The sequence below is a fragment of the Paenibacillus ginsengarvi genome (assembly GCF_003626695.1).
In the GTDB taxonomy this organism is placed as follows: domain Bacteria; phylum Bacillota; class Bacilli; order Paenibacillales; family NBRC-103111; genus Paenibacillus_AB; species Paenibacillus_AB ginsengarvi.
The window spans coordinates 89337-109578 of the sequence record NZ_RBAH01000020.1 but is presented as its reverse complement, the minus strand read 5'-3'; the positions used below and the strand labels follow the sequence as shown (position 1 = coordinate 109578).

Annotated in this window: 18 protein-coding genes; 7 read left to right on the top strand and 11 right to left on the bottom strand. The window is 55.1% G+C overall.

Going from position 1 to position 20242, the window contains the following annotated elements:
* Positions 1-249: 249 nt before the first annotated feature.
* On the bottom strand, positions 250-1350 hold the full coding sequence (locus tag D7M11_RS24205; RefSeq protein WP_120749838.1) for a nitric oxide synthase oxygenase: 1101 nt from the start codon (positions 1348-1350) through the stop codon (positions 250-252).
* Between the two features lie 219 nt (positions 1351-1569).
* Between D7M11_RS24205 and D7M11_RS24200 the strand changes: the two genes are divergently transcribed.
* Positions 1570-1884 (top strand): antibiotic biosynthesis monooxygenase, encoded by a 315-nt coding sequence (locus tag D7M11_RS24200; RefSeq protein WP_120749837.1) that lies wholly within the window; start codon positions 1570-1572, stop codon positions 1882-1884.
* 84 nt (positions 1885-1968) lie between these two features.
* Here D7M11_RS24200 and D7M11_RS24195 read toward each other — a convergent pair whose 3' ends face one another.
* Together D7M11_RS24195 and D7M11_RS24190 are read right to left on the bottom strand one after the other, a co-directional pair.
* The gene (locus D7M11_RS24195; RefSeq protein WP_120749836.1) at positions 1969-2319 is read right to left on the bottom strand and encodes a Rieske (2Fe-2S) protein; all 351 of its coding nucleotides are present in this window, start codon (positions 2317-2319) and stop codon (positions 1969-1971) included.
* Positions 2320-2333: 14 nt separating this feature from the next.
* The gene (locus D7M11_RS24190; RefSeq protein ID WP_120749835.1) at positions 2334-3395 is read right to left on the bottom strand and encodes an amidohydrolase family protein; all 1062 of its coding nucleotides are present in this window, start codon (positions 3393-3395) and stop codon (positions 2334-2336) included.
* A gap of 161 nt (positions 3396-3556) precedes the next feature.
* Between D7M11_RS24190 and D7M11_RS24185 the strand changes: the two genes are divergently transcribed.
* Positions 3557-4363, top strand: a complete 807-nt coding sequence (locus tag D7M11_RS24185; protein WP_120749834.1) for an AraC family transcriptional regulator — start codon at positions 3557-3559, stop codon at positions 4361-4363.
* Positions 4364-4486: 123 nt separating this feature from the next.
* Here D7M11_RS24185 and D7M11_RS24180 read toward each other — a convergent pair whose 3' ends face one another.
* Positions 4487-5821 carry an ABC transporter substrate-binding protein gene (locus tag D7M11_RS24180; RefSeq protein WP_120749833.1) on the bottom strand — a complete coding sequence of 445 codons (1335 nt, stop codon included), beginning with the start codon at positions 5819-5821 and terminating at the stop codon, positions 4487-4489.
* A gap of 485 nt (positions 5822-6306) precedes the next feature.
* Between D7M11_RS24180 and D7M11_RS24175 the strand changes: the two genes are divergently transcribed.
* Both D7M11_RS24175 and D7M11_RS24170 read left to right on the top strand, forming a co-directional pair.
* The gene (locus D7M11_RS24175) at positions 6307-6882 is read left to right on the top strand and encodes a TetR/AcrR family transcriptional regulator (RefSeq protein WP_158606805.1); all 576 of its coding nucleotides are present in this window, start codon (positions 6307-6309) and stop codon (positions 6880-6882) included.
* Positions 6883-6948: 66 nt separating this feature from the next.
* Positions 6949-8307 (top strand): MATE family efflux transporter, encoded by a 1359-nt coding sequence (locus tag D7M11_RS24170; protein ID WP_120749831.1) that lies wholly within the window; start codon positions 6949-6951, stop codon positions 8305-8307.
* On the opposite strand, the gene D7M11_RS24165 is transcribed toward D7M11_RS24170, so the two are convergent.
* The 3 genes from D7M11_RS24165 to htpG all read right to left on the bottom strand — a co-directional run bounded on the left by D7M11_RS24165 (position 8256) and on the right by htpG (position 12140).
* Entirely contained in the window at positions 8256-9128 is an 873-nt protein-coding gene (locus D7M11_RS24165) for a sugar phosphate isomerase/epimerase family protein (RefSeq protein WP_120749830.1), read from the bottom strand. The genes D7M11_RS24170 and D7M11_RS24165 overlap by 52 nt on opposite strands.
* A gap of 53 nt (positions 9129-9181) precedes the next feature.
* Complete coding sequence (locus D7M11_RS24160) at positions 9182-9634, bottom strand: GNAT family N-acetyltransferase (protein WP_120749829.1); 453 nt, start codon at positions 9632-9634, stop codon at positions 9182-9184.
* A gap of 631 nt (positions 9635-10265) precedes the next feature.
* On the bottom strand, positions 10266-12140 hold the full coding sequence (htpG, locus tag D7M11_RS24155; protein ID WP_120749828.1) for a molecular chaperone HtpG: 1875 nt from the start codon (positions 12138-12140) through the stop codon (positions 10266-10268).
* Between the two features lie 214 nt (positions 12141-12354).
* On the opposite strand from htpG, the gene D7M11_RS24150 reads away from it, so the two are divergent.
* On the top strand, positions 12355-13392 hold the full coding sequence (locus tag D7M11_RS24150) for a DJ-1/PfpI family protein (protein WP_120749827.1): 1038 nt from the start codon (positions 12355-12357) through the stop codon (positions 13390-13392).
* Between the two features lie 44 nt (positions 13393-13436).
* Here the strand turns inward: D7M11_RS24150 and D7M11_RS24145 are convergent, their stop codons facing one another.
* Positions 13437-14030, bottom strand: a complete 594-nt coding sequence (locus D7M11_RS24145) for a TetR/AcrR family transcriptional regulator (protein ID WP_120749826.1) — start codon at positions 14028-14030, stop codon at positions 13437-13439.
* A 104-nt stretch (positions 14031-14134) separates the two neighbouring features.
* On the opposite strand from D7M11_RS24145, the gene D7M11_RS24140 reads away from it, so the two are divergent.
* Together D7M11_RS24140 and D7M11_RS24135 are read left to right on the top strand one after the other, a co-directional pair.
* Positions 14135-14776, top strand: coding sequence for a DUF2306 domain-containing protein (locus tag D7M11_RS24140; protein WP_120749825.1), 642 nt, complete (start codon positions 14135-14137; stop codon positions 14774-14776).
* Positions 14777-14993: 217 nt separating this feature from the next.
* On the top strand, positions 14994-16973 hold the full coding sequence (locus tag D7M11_RS24135; RefSeq protein WP_205127105.1) for a hypothetical protein: 1980 nt from the start codon (positions 14994-14996) through the stop codon (positions 16971-16973).
* A gap of 128 nt (positions 16974-17101) precedes the next feature.
* Here D7M11_RS24135 and D7M11_RS24130 read toward each other — a convergent pair whose 3' ends face one another.
* From D7M11_RS24130 to D7M11_RS24120, 3 genes are all read right to left on the bottom strand, one after another.
* Positions 17102-18574: an RCC1 domain-containing protein gene (locus D7M11_RS24130; RefSeq protein ID WP_120749823.1), complete on the bottom strand. Its 1473-nt coding sequence runs from the start codon at positions 18572-18574 to the stop codon at positions 17102-17104.
* Between the two features lie 125 nt (positions 18575-18699).
* Positions 18700-19677 (bottom strand): extracellular solute-binding protein, encoded by a 978-nt coding sequence (locus D7M11_RS24125; RefSeq protein ID WP_158606804.1) that lies wholly within the window; start codon positions 19675-19677, stop codon positions 18700-18702.
* A 15-nt stretch (positions 19678-19692) separates the two neighbouring features.
* Entirely contained in the window at positions 19693-20079 is a 387-nt protein-coding gene (locus tag D7M11_RS24120) for a hypothetical protein (RefSeq protein ID WP_120749821.1), read from the bottom strand.
* Positions 20080-20242: the final 163 nt, after the last annotated feature.

Here is a 20242-nt window from a genome sequence, read left to right as displayed (position 1 = left end):
GCAGTCTTTCGGACATCTTATATCAAGTTCGAACGGCCCTTCTATGAAAATAGCAGCCCTTCGAACCTCTTATTTCGTACGAAACACGCTGTCCGAGACGAAATCGTCGGAAATAAGAGTCCCCAACATCTTCTATTCGTCGAAAAGAACCGATTTTATTATAATAAGGGACCCAAAAGACTGCTATCACAAATCTCCCATACTGCATACGAACGCCGCTGTTCGAGGCTCCCTTCAAACATGACAGCTTCACGGCGCCTGAACGTTCAACCTCTCTGGATAAAAGAAGTTCGGCTTCACGGTCCGATTGTCGTAGTGGCTGTGGAAAATATGCGTCGTCGCGGGGGAAACCGGCGGGATGAGCCACGTCCAGTCTCCTGTCAAATCCCGGCCGCATCTCGCTTCCTTCTCCCCGAATTGGGCGAACTGGCGGGCGGCCGTGTGATGATCGACGATGCTGACGCCGTGCGATTTGTACGAATGCAGCACGGCCACGTTCAGCTCCACCAGCGCCTTGTCCCGCCATAGCGAGGACTCCCTGGACGTATCCAGCCCCATCAGTTCGGCCAGGCGGGGCAACATATCGTATCGCTGCTCGTCGGCCAAATTCCTCGCACCGATCTCGGTGCCCATATACCAGCCGTTGAACGGGGCGGCCGTATAGGAAATGCCTCCGATCTCCATCCTCATGTTCGATACGATCGGTACGGCGTACCACTTCAGCCGCAGCTCTTCAAAAGCGGGCAGCTCCGGATGCGTGAGCGGTACCTCCAGCACGATGTCCTGCGGAATCGGAAACAGCCGCGGCTCCCGCTCTCCGATCTGGATAACGAGCGGCAGCACGTCGAAGGGGCCGCCGTTTCCCCGCCAGCCGAGCTCGATGCACGTTCGGGTCAAGGCGATCGAATCGGGATCGCCGATCACCCCGCTGTCCGTCTCATAGCCGGCGTACCGGACGAGCTGGTAATTCTTTATATGCACCGCAAGCGCCGGATCGACAGCCGGGCGGAAGACGGTAATGACCGGGCGTATTTTGCCGCCGTTCGTCGCCTCTTCGATATGGCCGAGCAGCGCCTCGGCGATCTGCTCCTCCGTCTCCGCGTTTCTAGCGTCCCGCACTTGAAGCGTCTCCCAGAACAAACGCCCGATGCAGCGGTTGCTGTTGCGCCAAGCCATCCGCGCACCGTGCCGCAGCTCCTCCTGCGTGTGCGTATAAGTGCCCCGGTCCGCTATTTCCCGCATCACCTCAAGCTGCCGCCGCTCGGTCTCCTCGCTGCCGATGCCGAGCTCCCCATAACAGGCTGCGATAAATTGGCGTGCTTCGTCTAGCAGCTCCTGATGCTGTGTCATTCGTTTCGTTCTCCCGTCTGCTTCAGATAGCTGTATTATACCGAACCGAAGCGAGAGTCGACAAACGAGCACTTTGTGAACGTGCACGTGCATGTGCACTTTCCCTGAAACGTACGTCGCTGTCGCAAGCCCCGCGCAAAGTTTGGTTCCGCTCTCCCGGTCCGCTATAATACAAGTAGAAGATGCTCCAACATTCCGAACCATTTAGGAGGCGCAGCTATGCTAGTCGTTACGAATACGATCCGAATCAAGGCCGGTCACGGCAAACAAGTGGCGGAGCGTTTCGCCGCCGCCAAAGGCGTTCAGATGATGCCCGGCTTTATCCGCATGGAAGTATGGCTCGGCGAGGGCAAAGAAGGCGAAGAAGAACTGAAGGTCAGCACGTTGTGGGAAAACGAGGAAGCGTTCAAAGGCTGGACGTCCAGCGAATCGTTCCGCGAATCCCACCGCGGCGGCGGCGACAGCCGCGAAGTGATGCTCGGCGCATCGCTGAACAAATACGAGCTTGTCGTTTCGCATTCGCACGGCGGCTGATTCCGCTGCCGATAACCGCCGAAACAGAAAAACGCCCCGGGCCGTCATCCATCCTGATGAATACGGTAGCGGAGCGTCTTTACTTTAAAGCACGATGCCGACTTTACCGTCGTCGACCTGCACCTTGTACGTTCGCGTACGGACTTTATCGCTGAATACGGATTTGCCGGATTTGATCTCGAACTCCCAGCCGTGCCACGGACAGCGGACGAGCTCGCCCGAGCGCCCGTATTCGTATTCGTACACGGCGGACGGCAGCGTCGTCCCGCATATGCGCCCTTTGCACAGCTGCGCCCCTTCGTGCGGGCAGCGGTTATGCAGCGCGTATAATTCGCCCTGCACCCGGTATACGCCAATCGACCGGCCCTCGACGTTGACGATAATCCGCTGGCCTTCCCCGATATCCGCCGCTTCGGCTACATAAAAAACGCTCATCTCCCGCTGCCCCCTTACAAGTTGTACAGTTGTTTCGCGTTGTCGTAATAAATTTTTTGCCGCGCTTCCGGGCGCAGCTTCTTCAATATTTCCGTCGGCATGTCGTTGTCCCAGTGCGGATAGTCGCTCGAGAACAGCAAAATGTTCTCCGCATCGATCATATCGAAGATGGCGAGCAGCTGCTTCGGATCGTCCGGCTCCTCGATCGGCTGGGTCGAGAACAGGCAGTGGTCGCGAATATATTCGCTCGGCATCCGCTTCAGCCACGGCACCGTGGAGCGGAGCCCTTTGTAGTTTTTGTCGAGCCTCCACATCAGATGCGGCAGCCAGGCGATGCCGCCCTCGAGCATGACGAATTTGAGCGTCGGAAATTTCTCGAACACCCCGTCGCAGATCAGACTGATCAGATGCGCCATATAGTTTTGCGACAGCGACGTATGCCATTCCAAATATCTCGTCGGGTAGCCGGACGGAGTCGGCGCCATCGTCCCCCCCGCGCCCTCGGTTCCCGGATGAATCGCTACAGGCAGTCCGTGGCGGGCAGCCGCCTCGTAGATCGGATGAAATTGGCGCTGGCCGAGAAGCGCCCGCTGACCGCTGCCCATAATGACGCCGACCATGCCGGGATGTTCGGCCATTCGGTCGATTTCCCGCGCCGCCAAGAGCGGATCATGGGCGGAGACGAGGATCGAACCGCGGAACTGGGGACGGTTCGCCAGCCAATGCTCGGCGACGTAGTCGTTATAGGCGGAAGCGAGCGCGGCCCCATAGTCCGGATCGTGTATCGTCGATACGCCCATCAGATCGCCCGTCAAAATGGCACACTCGATATGGAAGGGCACAAGCAAATCTTCGGTCAGGAAATTGGGATCGGAGGCAGCCGGTCCCCCGGACGGCGGACGGCAGTCCTGGCGGTTGACGCCGATCGGATTATGGTAGCCGTGACCGGGCAGGCCGAGTCCCGACGACGCAACTCGCGATTTCCACGGCTCGGGCAAATACGGTACCAGGTCGTGCGCGCTTTTCAACGAATTATGGACATCCACATCGATAACTTTCATGTCATTGCGATCCATGATGGAGGTTCGCCCCTTTCGATTCGAATCGGAAGCGGGAAGGCCGCTTCTTTCTTCTACGTTTTCTATTGTAATAACGCGGCGTTTCGTTTACGATTGGTAATCATGTCATTTCTTTAACGATTCTTCGATTGTACTTAAAAGGAAGGGGCCGCTTCAGTATGCGAATATGCTTCATCGCGTTCCAGCAAGCCGTTAACGGAAAATGGAGAGTTCCTTTGTCGCCTGTTAAGGATAATGTCATTCTCCTTGTCATTAAAGGCACGGCGACCTACCAGTTTGGCGATCGGACCGTTAAGGTCGGCAAAGGCGAGGCGCTTTACTTCCCGCAAGGAACGGTCCGCTCGGCCGAATCCGACCCGTCGGACCCGATTCAGCTCTACTCCGCACATTTTAGGGATTCCTCACCCGATGAGCTGCCCCCGTGCGGGGACGAGCCTTACAGCTTCATTCAGCCGCTCGGCAGCGACTATTTGAAGCAGCGGTTTTCCATCCTGTACGAATGCTGGATCGGCAAAATGCCCAGCCACGAGCTCATTTCGCGCGGCATCTTATACGAAATACTCGGAATCGTCCAGCGCGAGCTGTCCGGCGGGTCGCACTCCTCCTCGCGCCGCAACTTGACCTCCCGCATCCAGCAGTATATCGTGCAGCGCTACCGCGAGCCGCTGAAGCTGGCCGACCTCGCCCGAGCCGTCGACCGGACGCCGACTTATGTATCCACCGTCTTCCGGGAAGTGACGGGCCGGACGCCGATCGAATACATGCACGAGGTGCGCATCGCCGCCGCCCACGAGCTGCTGCTGACGGGCGACATGACGATCGGAGAAATATCCGAATCGCTCGGCTACTGCGATCAGACGTACTTTAACTACATGTACAAAAAACTCGTCGGTCATCCCCCGTCGCATACGCTCAAAATCGAGCGGCCGCAAGTCGTGCAGCCGCCGAAGCTGCGGCGTCCCTAGCTACGCCTGCGCTGCACACTGCTCAACTTGCGGCGGAAAAAGCCTTTGCCGGCGGCAAATGCGGAGCACGCATCTGTCCCTGCAAAGGCTTGCCGATTACTCGTTCACACGCTCAAAGCCGTCCTATTTTTCCGTACGGATCTGATCCTCGATCTTCTTATTCGCTTCCTCCTCGAACTCCCGGAGCGCCGTGTTGACATCCTTCTTGCCGGTTACGACATCGCTGAACTTCTCCAGCATGACCGGGTCCGCCTGCGTGTAATAAGACGAATACGGCGAAGCGGCCGCGACCTTCTCGGGGAAAAACGCTTTGATGTTTTTGCCCTTGTAGTTTTTGTTGTTCGAGCCAAACACGTCCTGCACCGCTTTATCGCGGATAACGGTCGTGAAGCCTTCCTTCGCGATCTCCATCTGGTTTTCCACCGAGGTGAGGAAGGCGCTTACCTCAACCGCCTGCTTTTTATGCTTGCTCGTCGAAGTGACGTACAAATAGTACGGGTCAAATGCCGGTGCGACCCCTTTTGCCTCCGCATAAGTCGGCTGCGCGGCAACGTCCCAGTTGACCACCTCGGTATCCGGCAGCCGCCGCGACACGTTGGAATACATCGACCACATCGCCAGCGTCTGATCCTTCAGGAACATCGCCTCCGTCGCCGTGCCTTTCGCCATCGCGACCGTCGCCACATAATCCGGAATCGTGAAAAATCTCGAGAAATTGTCGAATACCTGCTTGATCTTCCCGTCCGTTCGCGCCTTGTTCGTGGTCGGATCGACAAGCGTAATCGGAAGCTGGCTCGTCTTCATCTGGAATTGCAGGTTTGTGCCGAAGCCGTAATATTTAACGCCGCCGTCGGTACGGCTCATTTTCACCGACAAGTCGTACGCTTCGTCCCATGTCATGCCGTCCTTCGGGTAAGTTACGCCGAATTTGTCGAACAAGCTCCGGTTGTAGAACAACATCGGAAACTGGGTAAACACCGGCAGGGCATAGATGCCGCCTTTGGCGATATCCCGCTGCAAATTGATCAGACTCGGGTCGAACCGGTTCAAGTCGAACTTGATTTCCTTCAGCGTGTCCGAGATGTCGGTTTGCAGCTTGTAGTTCAAAATATAAGCCGGCGTACCCGTGGACGTAACGAGCATCAGATCGATCGTTTCACCGGCCGTAATGAGCTGGTTCAGCTTGACGTTCTGATTGGAGATGAATTTCGGCGTAATATGCGGGAACTTGGCCTTGATCGCATTGCCGTACAGCGTCCAGAACATTTCATCCGTCCAGTTGCTCTGTCCTCCGTAAAATACCAGCTCGATCGGCTGTTTCGCCTCCTCCTTCGTCTTGTCCGCGCTGCCGCTGCCGGCGGAGCCGACGCTTTCTCCCCCGCTCTTGCCGCAGCCGGCGAGTGACGCTCCGATAACGGCCGCAAGCGCGGCCATTGTGATCTTTTTGTATGCTTTCATAGTTACCCCCGTTTTAGTATTTTTGCGTATACCACTTATGACCTACCATCAGGAAAGCGCTTTCCATGGTGAAACTGATCGTATATGCCGGGCAACAACTTTGCCCGCCAATAGGTCGTAATCCGATCTCGGTTTCAAGCCTGTTTCTTTTTTCCAATCCCCTCCTGTATACCCGCCCGGGAAGCCCCGATGCATGTTTTTACACACGTAGAGCCGTTTGCGAGAACGGTAGTTTGGGCATTCGTTCCCTTCGGAAAAGTTCGCGAATTCTACTTTTATTGTAATCAGAATGATCCCGACGTTACGATTAGTAAATATTCGACTTTATGAGGGATTCTTCGATTTTACGAAATCTATATAATCGCCGAACAAAGATGAAGTCTCCCGTACCATCTACCTGACCACGGTAAGTTAAACGATTGATATTCCCCGAACAGCATGTTATTATGTATCTCATCAAACCTGACTACGGTAAGGTGAAACGAATGAGTCGAAGAGAAGAGATCAAAAAAGCCGCCGTCGGCCACCTGCTGCAATTCGGCTATGAGGGGACCAAACTCGCGGATATCGCCGACGAGGTCGGCATCAAGAAGCAGTCGATGTACGCCCACTTTCAGAGCAAAAAAGAGCTGGTCGTGGAAATTCACGAGGAAGCGACGAAGCAGGAGATCGCTTTCCTGACTTCTTTTTTCGACGAACACCGGGGCACTCCGCTTCGCCTGCTGCTGGAGACATTCGTCGCCGAGATGAAGGACCGATTCGCGGATAATCGCAACGTCAAGCTTATGTTTCTGATGGCGTTTATGCCGCCGGAGCCGCTGCAGGAGCTGTTCTGCACGATGTATGAGCTGTACTCGCACCATCTGCTGCATCTGCTGGAGCTCGCTTTCCGGCACGATCCTACGGTGCGGGCGGACCCGAAGGCGGGGGCGCTGGCGGTCCATACGATTTACGAGGGACTGACGGCCAAGCTTATTTTCGGCACGCCCGACTATTACATGCAGGCTTCGGAAGCTACTTTTTCTTTACTGTGGCAAGGACTTCAAGGGGAACAACAATGAAACGTCTCCCGAAAGAGACGGGGCGGGCAGTCCCGCTTCGGCAAGGGGGATCACTGAGGTGCAAGCATGCAAAACGCAAACGGCAGCTTATCGGGGCTGGAATCCGATTCCATAGGCAAAGTATTCGTCCGGTATTTGATACCGTCCTTGGTCGGGATGCTGATGATGTCGGTCAACGTCGTCATCGACGGTATTTTCGTCGGGCAGCGGCTGGGGGAGGTCGCTCTGGCCGGAGTTAATGTGGCGGTTCCGGTGTTCTCGCTGTACATCGCGATTTCGCTCTGGGTCGGCATCGGGGGCGCTACGATCTACTCCGGTCATTTGGGCGCCCGGCAGCTCAAGGAAGCGCGCTCCGTCTTCACCCATTCGCTCACGCTCATTTTCAGTCTTACTTTGCTGCTGGCCGGGCTCGCTTTTTTGTTCCGCTACAAGCTGGCCGGTTTTCTGGGCGCCAATGAAGATACGATGCCCTACGTGATGGATTATATGAACGTTCTGCTGATCGGCGGCTTCGCCATCACGGTGCAAAATGCGTTCAGCGTATTCGTGCGCAACGACGGCAATCCGAACCTTGCCATGATTTCGCTTGTTATCACGGCCGCCTGCAACATTGTGCTGAACTATTTGTTTCTGTTCGTACTGGATTTCGGGGTGGCGGGTTCGGCTCTCGCCGTCGTTATCGGTGCGGCCATCGGCGCTTCCGTGCTGTTTCTGCATTTCCGGCGTCCGGCCGCTACGCTGCGCTTCGTGAGACCCGGCCTGTCGTGGAAGCTGGCGCAGCGCACGTTCGCGATCGGCTTTCCGAGCTTTCTCGCGGAGGTCGGCATTGCGGTGTTCACAGCCGGCTACAATATGGCGATGGTGCATACGGCGGGCACGGTCGGCGTATCGGCGTTCTCCATCCTCAACTACGTACACAGCGTGATGCTGATGGTGTTCATCGGCATGGGCTCGGCGATTCAGCCACCCCTCAGCTATTACCGCGGAGCGAAGATGGCCTCCCGGCAGCGGGCGCTTATCCGCATCGCCGTCACGACCGCCTTCGGGACCGGGCTCGCCGTGCTGCTGGTCGGTCTTACGTGCGCCGAAGCGATCGTTTCGGTATTCGGCTCGTTTGCAGGTGAAGTGCGGCAGATGGCGGTTACCGGCATCCGGCTTTTCTTTATCGGGTATATGTTTATGGGCGTTAATTTTGTCATGATGACCTATTTCCAAACATCCGGCCAAGTCAAAATGGCGACCTGGATTACGATCGCCCGGGAAATGCTGCTTATGGTCGCCCTGCTGCTGCTCCTGCCCCGTTTCCTCGGCACGACCGGCGTATGGCTCAGCATCCCGCTCTCGGAGCTGATCGTGCTGATCACCGTGTACGTTTACGTGCGAAGGCGCTCCGGCGGCGGCTCTGCGACTGCCGAAACGGCTTGAGCGGTCATCCGCTTGATATGGTCGATCGATTGCCTGGCGAATTCGTCGAACACGTCTCCGTCGCCGCTGCGGGCAGCCGCCTCGTACGGATTGGAGATGCGGGGCAAAAACTCCATCGTCACATGCCCGCGATAACCGATCTCGACCAGCGTGCGCATCGCCTGGGCAAAGTTGGTTTGGCCGAGTCCGGCCGCCTCGCGGGTATTGTCCGCAATATGGACGTGCATAAGTCTCGGCGCGATTGCCCGCAGCGCCTTGATACTACAACGCTCCTCGATGTTCATATGGAACAGGTCGGCCATCACGCCTACGCTCGCGACACCGGTCTCATCCGCCAACCGGTCCGCCGCCTCCAGCGTATTGACCAGATACGTTTCGAACCGGTTCAGCGCCTCGATCGCCAGCCGAATCCCTCTCGATTCGGCATAAGCGCCCGCTTCCCGCAGGCTGGCGACCGCCCCCTCCCACTCTTCCTGCCGGGTCGTGACCGGCCCGTGTTTGCCGACCGGCGTGGGCACGACGATAACGACGGACGCCCCGAGGCTCGCCGCCATATCGACGCAAGCCTTCACATAACGGACGGCGCCGGCCCGAATCGCCGGGTCCGGATGCGACAAGTCCCGCTCCGCCGTGTAAATGCCGCAAATCGACGTGCACGCCAAGCCGTGCCGCTCCAGCTCTGCGCGTACCGCTTCCGTTTCCAGCCCGTCCGGCTCGCCGGCCAGCTCGACTCCGTCGTAGCCGAACTTCGCCAGCCGACGCAGGCTCGACTCCAACGCTTCGTTTCCGAATATCCATTGCGTGGCGCTATAGGTGAACATGCTCGGAACCCTCTTTTCGCAGCCGCCAGCTTCGGCGGTGTTTTGGACGTTCTTTACAAATCTAGCGACAACCGCACCATATCGCGGAGAAGAATGCCGTTTTCGTAAATCTCCTCATCGTAATGCCGCACGAAAAAGTCCCGGTCGATGCCGGTCATGCGAAAGCCGCATTTTTGGTACAGCGCAAGCTGTGTCACGCCCGTGCTTCCAGTGCCGATCTCGATTGTCTGGAAGCCTTGCTCCCTGGCCGTCGCAATCGCGTGCAGGACGAGCCGCTTGCCGATCCCTTTTCCCTGCTCGCTTTCGGCTACGGCAATGTTGACGAGCTCCACCGTTCCGGGTCTCGTCGGCAGCAGCACGTACTCGCCGAGCACTCGTTCTTCGCTTTCGCAGACGAACGTTTGCCCCCGGCGGATATATTCCTCCACAAGCTGCCGCGAAGGGTCGGCCAGCAGCAGCAGATCCAGCGGAGGCGTTTCGTGGTCGTTCAGCTTTCGTATGATCATCCTGTTCACCTTATCCGTTCCTTGTTGTATGTGGTATTGGGTCTTATTCTATCATTGTAGCACCCGGCGCCGTATGCCGAACATGGAGGATTGCGATTTGATGCGGTGAGTTGAGGTCCATTTGTGCAATCCGTTGGCGCGGTCTGAGTCGGCAGCATAGCACACTCTGTGTCCGCAATGTGGCACAATCTGTATCCGCTGCACAGCGCTCGCGGTCTGTGTACTCATCTTGGACGCGGTCTGTGTACGCGCGGTGAGAAGCTGGCCTGGTCGTGTGCGTACGTTGTGCCCTCGGCGGTCGTCCATGCGCAACCGTCCCTGCCATAGCAGTCTTTTGGGGCTGTTATTGGGGCAGCCACTCCCCAGCGAGGCAATAGCAGCCTTTTGGGCCCTCTATCCACTAGATATCGCCAGGGTTCTCCACTATACCGGCCATATAAGATGCCCTAAAGACCCCTATTGCTCCAACATCCCCTAAGACGAACAAAATAAGATGTGCAAAGGTCTGCTATCTCTCGAGACACACCCGGCAGCGGGCACTCCACTCCCTCTCCGCACAGGCGCCAGAGCCCGGCAAACAACAAGAAAGCCGCCAATGCGGCACTTGCTGCATCGGCGGCGGCTGTAACAATCAAACCATAATCTTGCAAATGTCGTTCGTAAACTCAACCGGATCCTGCACCGGCAAACCTTCGATCAGCAAAGCCTGATTATACAGCAGATGGGTGTACAAGCTCAGCTTCTCTTGGTCTTGGCCGTACGCCTTCTTAAGCGCCCCGAACACTTCGTGGTTGACGTTGATCTCGAGCACCTTGTCGGCTTGCACGTCTCCGCTGCCCGGCATCGCCTTGAGCACCTTCTCCATCTCGATCGACAGCTCGCCTTCGGCGGACAGACAGACCGGGTGAGTTTTCAGACGCTTCGACGCTTTGACGTTTTTCACTTTGTCCGCCAGAATCGTCTTCATCTGCTCGAACAGCTCTTTATACTCGTTTTCCTCCGCCTCGGACGGCTTGTCCTCGCTATCGATGCCGAGATCTCCGCTCGAAACCGACTTGAATTCCTTCTCCTTGTACGACATCAGCATCTTGATCGCGAACTCGTCGATATCGTCGGTGAAGTACAAAATTTCGTAGCCTTTGTCGGCCACCATCTCGGTTTGCGGCAGCTTCTCGATTCGCTCGATCGATTCGCCGGTCGCATAATAGATGAACTTCTGCTCCTCCGGCATTCCCGATACGTACTCGTCCAGCGTCACGAGCTTCTTCTCCCTGGAGGACGTGAACAGCAGCAGATCCTGCAGCAAGTCCTTGTTCGCCCCGTAGTCGCTGTATACCCCGAATTTGAGCTGACGTCCGAACGCTTTGTAGAACGTCTCGTACTTCTCTCTTTCGTCCTTCAGCAAGCTTTGCAGACCACTTTTGATTTTGCTCTTGATGTTTTTGGCGATCAGCGTCAGTTGGCGGTCGTGCTGCAGCATTTCGCGGGAAATGTTGAGGGACAAGTCCTCCGAATCGACCATCCCTTTGACGAAGCTGAAGTAGTCCGGCAGCAGGTCCGCGCACTTGTTCATGATCAGCACGCCGTTCGCATACAGCTCGAGCCCCTTCTCATACTCCTTCGTGTAATAATCGAACGGCGTATTTTCCGGGATGAACAGAATCGCGTTGTAAACGACCGCGCCGTCCGCGCTGACGTGGATATGCTTCAGCGGTTTGTCGAAGCCGTAACGCTTCTCCTGGTAGAAGTTCTCGTAATCCTCCGACTTCAGCTCACTTTTGTTTTTGCGCCAGATCGGGATCATGCTGTTGACGGTTTGTTCTTCCGTGTAGTCCTCGAACTCGTTCTCTTCGCCTTCCTTCGGCCGCTTGCCGGTAATGTCCATCTTGATCGGGTAGCGGATGAAGTCGGAATATTTCTTAACGATGGCCTTCAAGCGGTACTGTTCCAAAAATTCGTCGTAATTGTCGTCCTCGGTATTCGGCTTGATCTTGAGCGTAATTTCCGTGCCGACCGCGGCTTTCTCGGCTGGCTCGATCGTGTATCCGTCCGCGCCCTTCGATTCCCACTTGAACGCTTCGTCCGAGCCGAGCGGCTTGCTGATCACCGTAATCTCATCGGCAACCATGAAGGCCGAATAAAAACCGACCCCGAACTGGCCGATAATGTTGTGGCCGTCCTTCGCTTCGTTTTCTTTCTTGAACGCGAGCGAGCCGCTTTTGGCGATAATGCCCAGATTGTTTTCCAGCTCGTCCTTCGTCATGCCGATCCCCGTGTCGGAAATAACGAGCGTACGGTTTGCTTGATCCGCGGTGATTTTGACATAGTAGTTGTCTTTGTCGAAGACGAGATTGTCGTCGGCAAGCGCTTTATAATAAATTTTGTCGATGGCGTCGCTTGCGTTCGAAATCAATTCGCGTAAAAAGATTTCTCTCTGTGTGTAGATCGAGTTGATCATCATTTCCAGCAATCGTTTCGATTCCGCTTTAAACTGCTTCTTGGCCAAAATGGAATTCCCCTTTCGCTAACAAAAATAGTGATTACTCCTATTTTAGCACTCATTGGGTACGAGTGCCAATCGTTATTTTTATTTAACACGACCTCTTTTTCCGTGTCAATATGTTGAACAGTTTTATTCTCCCGTTGCTTGAACGGCCATTTTCGAGTACGATAAAAAAAGAGACCGTACGGTCCGGTTTCAAAAATGGAGGGAAAAGGCTATGCACGTCCAAATCGTTTTGTTCGATGGTTTCGATCTGTTGGACGCCTTGGCGCCGTATGAAGTATTCTGCGCTGCAGCCATGTATTCGGGCGACGCCGTCAGCGCCGAATTGGTCACGGCCGAAGGGGCGAGAGCGGTAACGAGCGGCACAGGCGGGCTCTCGATTCAAGCCGCCGGCAAGCTTGATCCGGATAAAGGCGGCATCATTCTCGTACCCGGAGCATCCGGAAACGTCGAAGGCGATGGACCCGACTCCGTACCGGCGATATTGGCAAGAGCGGCGGAGAGCGAATTGACCGGTCTGATCCGGCAAGCGATCGGACGTCCGGACGTTGTCGTTGCGACGGTTTGCGGGGGATCGCTGCTGCTGGCGATGGGGGGACTGCTGGAAAACCGCCATGCCGTCACGCATCATCTGGGCATGGATGCGCTTCAGGCGACGGGAGCCATTCCGGTTGCGGCCAGAGTCGTCGATGACGACAGCCTGGTTACGGGCGGGGGCGTAACGTCCGGTCTGGACGTGGCGCTGTATTTGGTGGAACGCGAGCTCGGGTCCCGCGTCGCGATTGCCGTGGAGAAGCTGTTCGAATATGAGCGAAGAGGGACCGTGTGGCGTTCGGTCGGGCTGGCTTCTTCATCACCGGTTTCGCCGCCTGCGGAAGCCGCCGAACAAGCTGCGGAAACGCACCTGAGCGATCCGGTGCCGGAAGCCTGCACCGCTCCATCCGATGCTTCGGATTTCGCGGGAGTTTGGGACACCCTTATCTCCACCCCGATCGGCAAAATGTCCGTCCGGCTCCACATCACGTCCATTAACGGCCGGATAACCGGAACGGCAACACAAGGCGACGACGTGGCCGACATGGAGAATCCGTACGTGGAGAACGGCCGCCTCATCTGGACCCAGCGCGTGACGAAGCCAATGCGCCTCAACTTGCGATTCGAGGTCACCGTTCAGGGACGCGTCATGTCCGGCTTCGCTAAGGCGGGGATGCTTCCCGCTTCCAAGCTGTCGGGGGCAAAGTTGACCGAATAACGCCTGTGGAGAGGCAGCACCCGCTCCATTTTGCCAAAAGCCGGTCACGCGCGTCGATACGTTCCCAGCAGCCGCTCGATCTGCTTCGTCGCATAAGCGACATGCTTGTTGTCGCGGGTCAGCCTGCTCGCCATAATGGCGCCTTCGATCGAGGAGAACACGAAGGAGGCTACCGACTCGGTATCCATATCCGGGGCGAACTCCCCGCTGGCTACCCCCTGCTTCAGCAGCCCTTCCATAAATCCGGACATTTGCTCGTAAGCGCCCAGCGCGCTGTCCCGCATCACCGGAAAGGAATGGTCGCTCTCGACGGCGGTATTCAGAAACGGGCAGCCCCCCTGGATCGGCGGATTGTGAACCGTATCGCGGTATACGCCGCACATGGCGATGATTTTCGCCGTAACCGTCTCGGCACCTTCCATCGCTTGGGCGAAATGAGCCCACAGCACTTCTCCCGCATATTCGAAAGCGGCGAAAGCAATCTCCTCCTTGCTGGAGAAGCTGCGGTACAGCCCGCCCTTCGTCAGACCGGTCGCGTCCATAATATGCTGCATCGTCGTTCCGGCATAACCGTTCTGGTTAAACAGCTCGGCCGATTTCATAATAATGTGCAGTTTCGTTTTCTCGCCTTTGCGCATCGCTTTTAATGTCCTTTCTCCCGTCGCCTGATCTTCATTTACCGACTATTTTAACATGGATGGCAAAGGACCACACAATCCGCTTTCGAGATGAGGTACACGTTATGGTCAAAGGCCAATCGCTCTACCGCGTTATGGTGGTCGTCACCGCCGTTTTTATCGCATACGTGCTGTACGCCAATTTCATTCACGATCCGGAAGCGTCGCGGTTTCTGGGCCATAAAACGGATATGAAACGTCCGATCAACGTTCCGGTTTGGCTGAACGTAATGACCGTCCATGTCGCATTCGCATGTGTCGCTATGGTATCGGGCGCGGTAAACTTTTCGAAACACGTCATCGCCGATTACCGGAAGCTGCACCGGATCAACGGGTACGTGTACCTGGTAGCCGTACTGGCAGTGGTTCTTACTTCGGGATATATGGCCCCGTACACAACGGGAGGCAAACTGAACAGCATCGCGTTCAATATGTTGAATATTATATGGCCGGCCATGACAATAACCGCCATCGTCCAGATCAAAAAGAAGCGGCTCGATCGCCACCGCAAATGGATGATCCGCAGCTACGCGTTTTGTTTTACGAACCTGTTCATCCACTTGATCACGTTCCTGTTCCATAATGGACTCGGCTTCGAGTATGCGGCCAGCTATACGATCGGGGTTTACGGTACGATCGTGCTGCTCTTTCTGCTGGCGGAGCTGGTCATCCGGGCATTTCCGATGAAATCGTTATTGAAAAGGTAGCCTGCTGGACCATCCCGAAAAAAAAATTAATAGTGTCGGCAAGTTTCTACTGGCCGATCTCAGTATTTGGTATTTATAATGGTTTTAGGAAAGCGAGATTCCTTTTTACCGCAAAGGGGGGACTTTAGTGACACGCGAATCGGCACGTTGCGGAAAACCTTCTTCTTATGCTCCGGCCGTACGTAATCAGGAAGGGAAGGAAACGTTACCATCCGACATGGAAGCGGGGCACGCCTCGTTAGCGCTGAATCCCAGGATGGCCGGCTATCTGCAAAGGTCGATCGGCAACCGGGCCGTAGGCGCTCTGCTCCATAATGGGTCATTCGGCAACGGGGCGGCACGTACGACTCCTGCCATTCAGAACGAGCATGCCTTGCCGGAGTCCGGCTCCGTCATCCGTCGCGATATGCTGAAGTACGATCAAATCCCCGACCCGAAGACGCATAAAAGATGGTCGCCCTTTCGTACCCCGAAAGGCGTGGGACGTGAAACGGACGTGGAGGGGGCCGGAGCGAAATGGACAACAAACGTTACGTGGAAAGCCGCCGATCACGACGACGGCGTCGAGATGATCGCCGACCCGTTGGGACCCGATCATCCGCTCGGCAGCCAGCCGGGAAAGGACGGCGTCTGGAACGATAAGCGCAAAAAACAGGAGGAACGCGCCGGCAATAACACGGAATACGTAGCCGGACATTTGCTGAATGACAATCTCGGCGGCCCCGGCAACGACGCGCGCAATTTGGCGGCCATTCCAAAGGTAGCCAATTCCCAGCATTCGAGCAAAGTCGAAGACAAGATCAAATCGATCGTAAACGACCATCATGGCTGGGTGTACTACAAAGTATGGACCGATCAAGTGCAGGATACCGCGGCTCGGTACAAGCCTTACTATACTTCGGCCCTACACTGCGAGTGGCATCAGCTCGACCCCGTGAACAAAACCCCGATAGCGGGCACGGACGGAAAGGTCGACATCGCCATTCCTCCGCCCTCGTATTACAATACCGGCAATACCGGCCTGCAATCGGATCCGGTTTTGAACGGAGCCGGGGTGAACAAGTCGGACAAAGGAGCCGGAGCGGCCTGGTCCCGCTTGTCCCGCAAGGAAGTCGTGCTGACCAATTCGGACGACCTCAGCTCGGCGGCGGCGGTCATGAAGCCGATCCAAACCGTTCTCGACCAGATGGGCGTTAGCGAATACTTGCTCGATGTCGATCACGGCGCTCTGAAGAAAAGCTTATCCTCCATTACGCTTGCGACGGCGCTGAGCACGGACGAGAAAAAAGCGAACGACATTGTGAAGCGCGAATTGAAAGTTTTGGAGGATCTGCACACCAAGTCGAAGCTTGCGGATTATCCGCTGCCGGACGAGCTCCGCTGGGCGCTCGAGAAGGCGCCGCAGGAACGCAAGAAGCGGTTCGATACCGTTATGAACGCAACCGGAGATTTGTACAAAATGATCTATGAGGCTACCGCTGCGGCCGATTTGATGTCGGACGTGCAGAAAGCTTTCGATCAAGAGGAAGAACCTCGCCAAAACGTGGAAAAAATGTGCGTCCGCTTGATCGAGGTTGCCGTGGAATTAAAACGGCAAAGGGACGAGGCCATGAAATCGTCGCTTTCGCTGGCCAACCCCTTCATGTCCATGCACGGGCTTCCGGGCATCGATACGAGTCAGCCGTTCCCGGATCAGTTGAAGGCTGTGCAGGAACTTGAACCCCTTAATGTCCAGGATATGGATGAAGTCGAGATGATGTACGCTCCTATGTCACCGTATCGGACGGAAATGGCGGAGGAGGAAACGACGAAGGAATATCCGGGATTTATCCCCCGGGGTTCCAGGACGGTACAACAGCAGCTCCGCTCTAATCAAACGAAGCTGAAGTCGAGCAAATTCCTTAGCGGGATGAAAAAGCACGGTCAACCATACTCCTCTCAGCAAGCCCATCAATATGACCGGAAGCTCATCGATTTGATTCGGAGACATAAAAGTCCTAACGATCTGCTCGTCCCAATCACTGTGCTTCGTCTCACCATCGGACATGAAGTTCCGCAGTTGTTGCTCGACTATGTGAACGCGCGAAGCAGCAACGATGAAGACGCACAGGAAGATGCCAAGCAGAAAATACGCGACAGCTATGCGGGTAACGGCCTTAAGTATCAAAAGGCATTCGCGGAGCTGTCCAGGCAATAGGCCGGCAGCAGAAGTCGGCCAAACGGCTCGGCCCGGACGGAAAAACACACCGACTCTCGCTCGAACGGATGCCTTGCGCTGAATCGCGCACCTATCGTTCGACGGACGTCGGTGTGTTTTTGGCTTCTTTACTTTCCGCTCATGACCTCGGCTACTATCGCCCCGTCTACCCGTATCTCGATTTTTTGCGGAACGAGATAGTATGGACTTGGGATGCGTAACTCGGTCTGGTAGCCTTCCTTTCTGTGCGCTCCCCATAGTAATGGTGCGACGATCGGATCTCTGCCGGGGAGTCGAATCTCGGCCGTCGGCCATTTGTCGCTCAGCGACTTCCCCTCGTAGTCTTTAAGCTGAAGATTCAGCCTTAGAATAAGCTCTTGTTTATCGCTTATCGCTTCTTCCACCGTGACGGATGACGATGAGGGTGAAGCATACGTACGCTTCAGCGGATTTTTATGAATCGGTTTGCTTGTCGTGTAGCCCTCATATCCTTGACCGAGCCGGCCGTTTTCATTTTTGCCCCATATCCAGATGCGCTTTTCGTCATCGACCGCCAAGCCATGAATTCGCCCGACCGAAACGCTGGTGAAATGCCCGCCATCCGTAATTCGCTCCGGCACGAAGCGGATGCTTTCGCCCGAAAGATTTGTATCCGTGCCCGAAATGCCTACTCCCCACACCCAGATGTCGCCTTTCTCATCTACAGCCGCACTGGCCTGATCTCCGGCTGCAATCGCCTTGAAGGCGGGCACGCCGGGTAACATGGTCGCAACCATACTGTAAGGTGTTTTGCTGCCGAGGCCGAGCTGGCCGTACCGGTTCACTCCCCAGACGTACAGCTTGCCGCTCTTATCCAGAGCGAGGGAGTGGTCGTAGCCGGCCGCAATCGCCACAATGTTCTTAAGCGGAACCCGCTCGTTTCCTTTGCTCGTCATGACCTTCCCAATTGCGCCATCGGCTTTCCCTTGGCTTCCCCACGTCCATACTTCTCCTTCCCGGTTCAGGGCTAGAGACGTACCGAACCCAGCGGACACGGCGACGATATCGTCCAGCGGTCTCTCCCCATTCATGACCTGGACCGGCTTGCCGCGGTCTAACTCGGTCCCGTCGCCAAGCTCGCCGTACCGATTGCTCCCCCATGCCCATACTTTCCCTTTCCCGGTTAGCGCCAGCGTATGGTCATATCCGGCAGCGACAGCGACAGCTTTAACCGGTTCTCCGTCACCCAGGATGACCGAAACCGCAGCGTCATAGGGCACTGTGTTCCATTGTCCTAGCTGTCCCTTTTCGTTGTCGCCCCAAGCCCATACGCGGCCTTCGTCGTCTACTGCCGCGCTATGGGCGAAACCCGCGCTGACCTGCACGATATGCTGCAGCGAACCGCCTGGTAACCGGCCGATTTGCGGAGAAGAGGAGTACCTGTTGCGGACCGGCGATCCGAACGACCATACCGTACCATCTTCCTCCACCTGTAACGAGTATTGGTATCCTGCGGTAACCTGCGTTCCGGCGTTGCCCGTCTTCTCCTCCGCCGCGTAGGCAAACTGCGAGCCTGCCAGCATCGCGGCCAGCGTCAGACCGAGCGTCTTGCGTTTCCACATTTCTTTTCTCCACCCCTCAAAGTCTTTACTTATTAGACTTCATTAGGAGAAAAAAGTTCCACGAATTCTATAAAAAACCCATAATTTAGTTGATCCCCGCAAGCACCATTTCACTCCAGCCCGGCTCATTTTGCCGGAGGCACCGCTTTAGATTTCACCAACGCTTCTTGAGATCTGGCCTCAATGGACTTTAATGCGTCGTCCCTTGACTTTTGCTTAGCAAGCACTTCGTTTATTTCTTGTTCCAGGGCCGCGTTAAACAGCGAATAAAAATCGGCCGGCAACCGATTCAGGTCGGTTCTAAACTTATTTTCCGCCGATCGCAACATATAGAAACTTTGCAAACTGTGCCCGTCCCTCTCCGTCATGTAATTAGATCGGGACAATAGTTCGTTAGTCGATCGGGACTTAAGTTTCGCAAACTCATCGCCGTTAATGAATTTCACGAATTCCCACGCGGCCCGGGTATTCGCCGTTTTGGCATGGATCGATATGATTTGGGAAACCGTCACTTTACTGCTTAGATCAGGATTTTGCGGATCAACGGGAACGGTGACCACATCCCAATTGGTTAGTGCGGAGTCCTTCAAAACGGATTGCGATAATTGCAATTTGCTGATCAGAAAATAACTGTCTATGGTCATAGCCGCACGCTTCGAGACAAATAGATGGCTTGTTAAAAAATCGTTCACATTTCCGGATAAACCGCCCGGTGCCGAATCGGATGATTTGTAAAACGCTTTGGAGTTCATAGCCCGAACCAAAAGCTCAACCGCTTGTTTCCAGCCATTCGTTTGAAACGTAATTTTCGTAAGATCCGAATCGGCAAATCCAAGACCGAGTGTACCTGCAATTTCATTTAGAACGCTGATGGTGGACGTATTCGCTCCAAAAGCAAACCCATATATTCGGTTATCCCCTTGATCTTCTGACGGAAACCGTTCAGTCAGGTCCAAAACTTCATCCCAAGTCATTTTATTTTTCGGAAACGGTACGCCGTATTGTTCGAATAAATCTTTGTTGTAGAATAAAACATAATTATTGAAAGAAGGCGTCAGGCCGAATAAAGCCCCGCCGCTCTTCCCTTTAATAGTTTCTAACACGGAGGGATGAATGTTCTATATATCAAACTCACTTTGTTTGATGAGGTTTTCTAAATTCATGAGCATATTCTCATTGGAGAAAGCTTCGTATTGTTCCGTAGGTAAAAAAAGAACATCCGGGTTTTCCGTTTCGATCAACTGCCTAATCTCTTGCGTAGACACAATACTTTGCGTTGGAACAACATCAAATTCAACATTCGGGAACTTGCTATTGAAATAATTGCCGTAATTATTGAAGAACGTATTTTTATTTGGGTATAAAACTTTGATTGCGGCTTTCTCTTGGGTCTCCAAGCTCTTTAGCTTCGTTTGCTCACCAGTATTCTTAGGATGATCTAAGCATCCAACCAGTTGTACGATTAGTATGATCGCCAAAGCTAATCTTGCCATTACATTCATCATGAGCTAGCCTCCGGCATTGACTTGTATGCCTATCATATCATGTGAATGAGGAGGATGTTCTAGATAATTCCATTACAGTAAATAGATTCAGGGCAAAGCCATTGTTCCCGCCGATATGTTCCTTCCAAAGAAAAACAGCCCAACGCTTCGAAAGCGTCAGGCG

Excerpts from the sequence above, each read along its gene's own strand:
- D7M11_RS24205 (WP_120749838.1), bottom strand. The coding sequence starts at position 1,350 with ATGACACAGCATCAGGAGCTGCTAGACGAAGCACGCCAATTTATCGCA.
- D7M11_RS24200 (WP_120749837.1), top strand. The coding sequence starts at position 1,570 with ATGCTAGTCGTTACGAATACGATCCGAATCAAGGCCGGTCACGGCAAA.
- D7M11_RS24195 (WP_120749836.1), bottom strand. The coding sequence starts at position 2,319 with ATGAGCGTTTTTTATGTAGCCGAAGCGGCGGATATCGGGGAAGGCCAG.
- D7M11_RS24190 (WP_120749835.1), bottom strand. The coding sequence starts at position 3,395 with ATGGATCGCAATGACATGAAAGTTATCGATGTGGATGTCCATAATTCG.
- D7M11_RS24185 (WP_120749834.1), top strand. The coding sequence starts at position 3,557 with ATGCGAATATGCTTCATCGCGTTCCAGCAAGCCGTTAACGGAAAATGG.
- D7M11_RS24180 (WP_120749833.1), bottom strand. The coding sequence starts at position 5,821 with ATGAAAGCATACAAAAAGATCACAATGGCCGCGCTTGCGGCCGTTATC.
- D7M11_RS24175 (WP_158606805.1), top strand. The coding sequence starts at position 6,307 with ATGAGTCGAAGAGAAGAGATCAAAAAAGCCGCCGTCGGCCACCTGCTG.
- D7M11_RS24170 (WP_120749831.1), top strand. The coding sequence starts at position 6,949 with ATGCAAAACGCAAACGGCAGCTTATCGGGGCTGGAATCCGATTCCATA.
- D7M11_RS24165 (WP_120749830.1), bottom strand. The coding sequence starts at position 9,128 with ATGTTCACCTATAGCGCCACGCAATGGATATTCGGAAACGAAGCGTTG.
- D7M11_RS24160 (WP_120749829.1), bottom strand. The coding sequence starts at position 9,634 with ATGATCATACGAAAGCTGAACGACCACGAAACGCCTCCGCTGGATCTG.
- D7M11_RS24150 (WP_120749827.1), top strand. The coding sequence starts at position 12,355 with ATGCACGTCCAAATCGTTTTGTTCGATGGTTTCGATCTGTTGGACGCC.
- D7M11_RS24145 (WP_120749826.1), bottom strand. The coding sequence starts at position 14,030 with ATGCGCAAAGGCGAGAAAACGAAACTGCACATTATTATGAAATCGGCC.
- D7M11_RS24140 (WP_120749825.1), top strand. The coding sequence starts at position 14,135 with ATGGTCAAAGGCCAATCGCTCTACCGCGTTATGGTGGTCGTCACCGCC.
- D7M11_RS24135 (WP_205127105.1), top strand. The coding sequence starts at position 14,994 with ATGGAAGCGGGGCACGCCTCGTTAGCGCTGAATCCCAGGATGGCCGGC.
- D7M11_RS24130 (WP_120749823.1), bottom strand. The coding sequence starts at position 18,574 with ATGTGGAAACGCAAGACGCTCGGTCTGACGCTGGCCGCGATGCTGGCA.
- D7M11_RS24120 (WP_120749821.1), bottom strand. The coding sequence starts at position 20,079 with ATGATGAATGTAATGGCAAGATTAGCTTTGGCGATCATACTAATCGTA.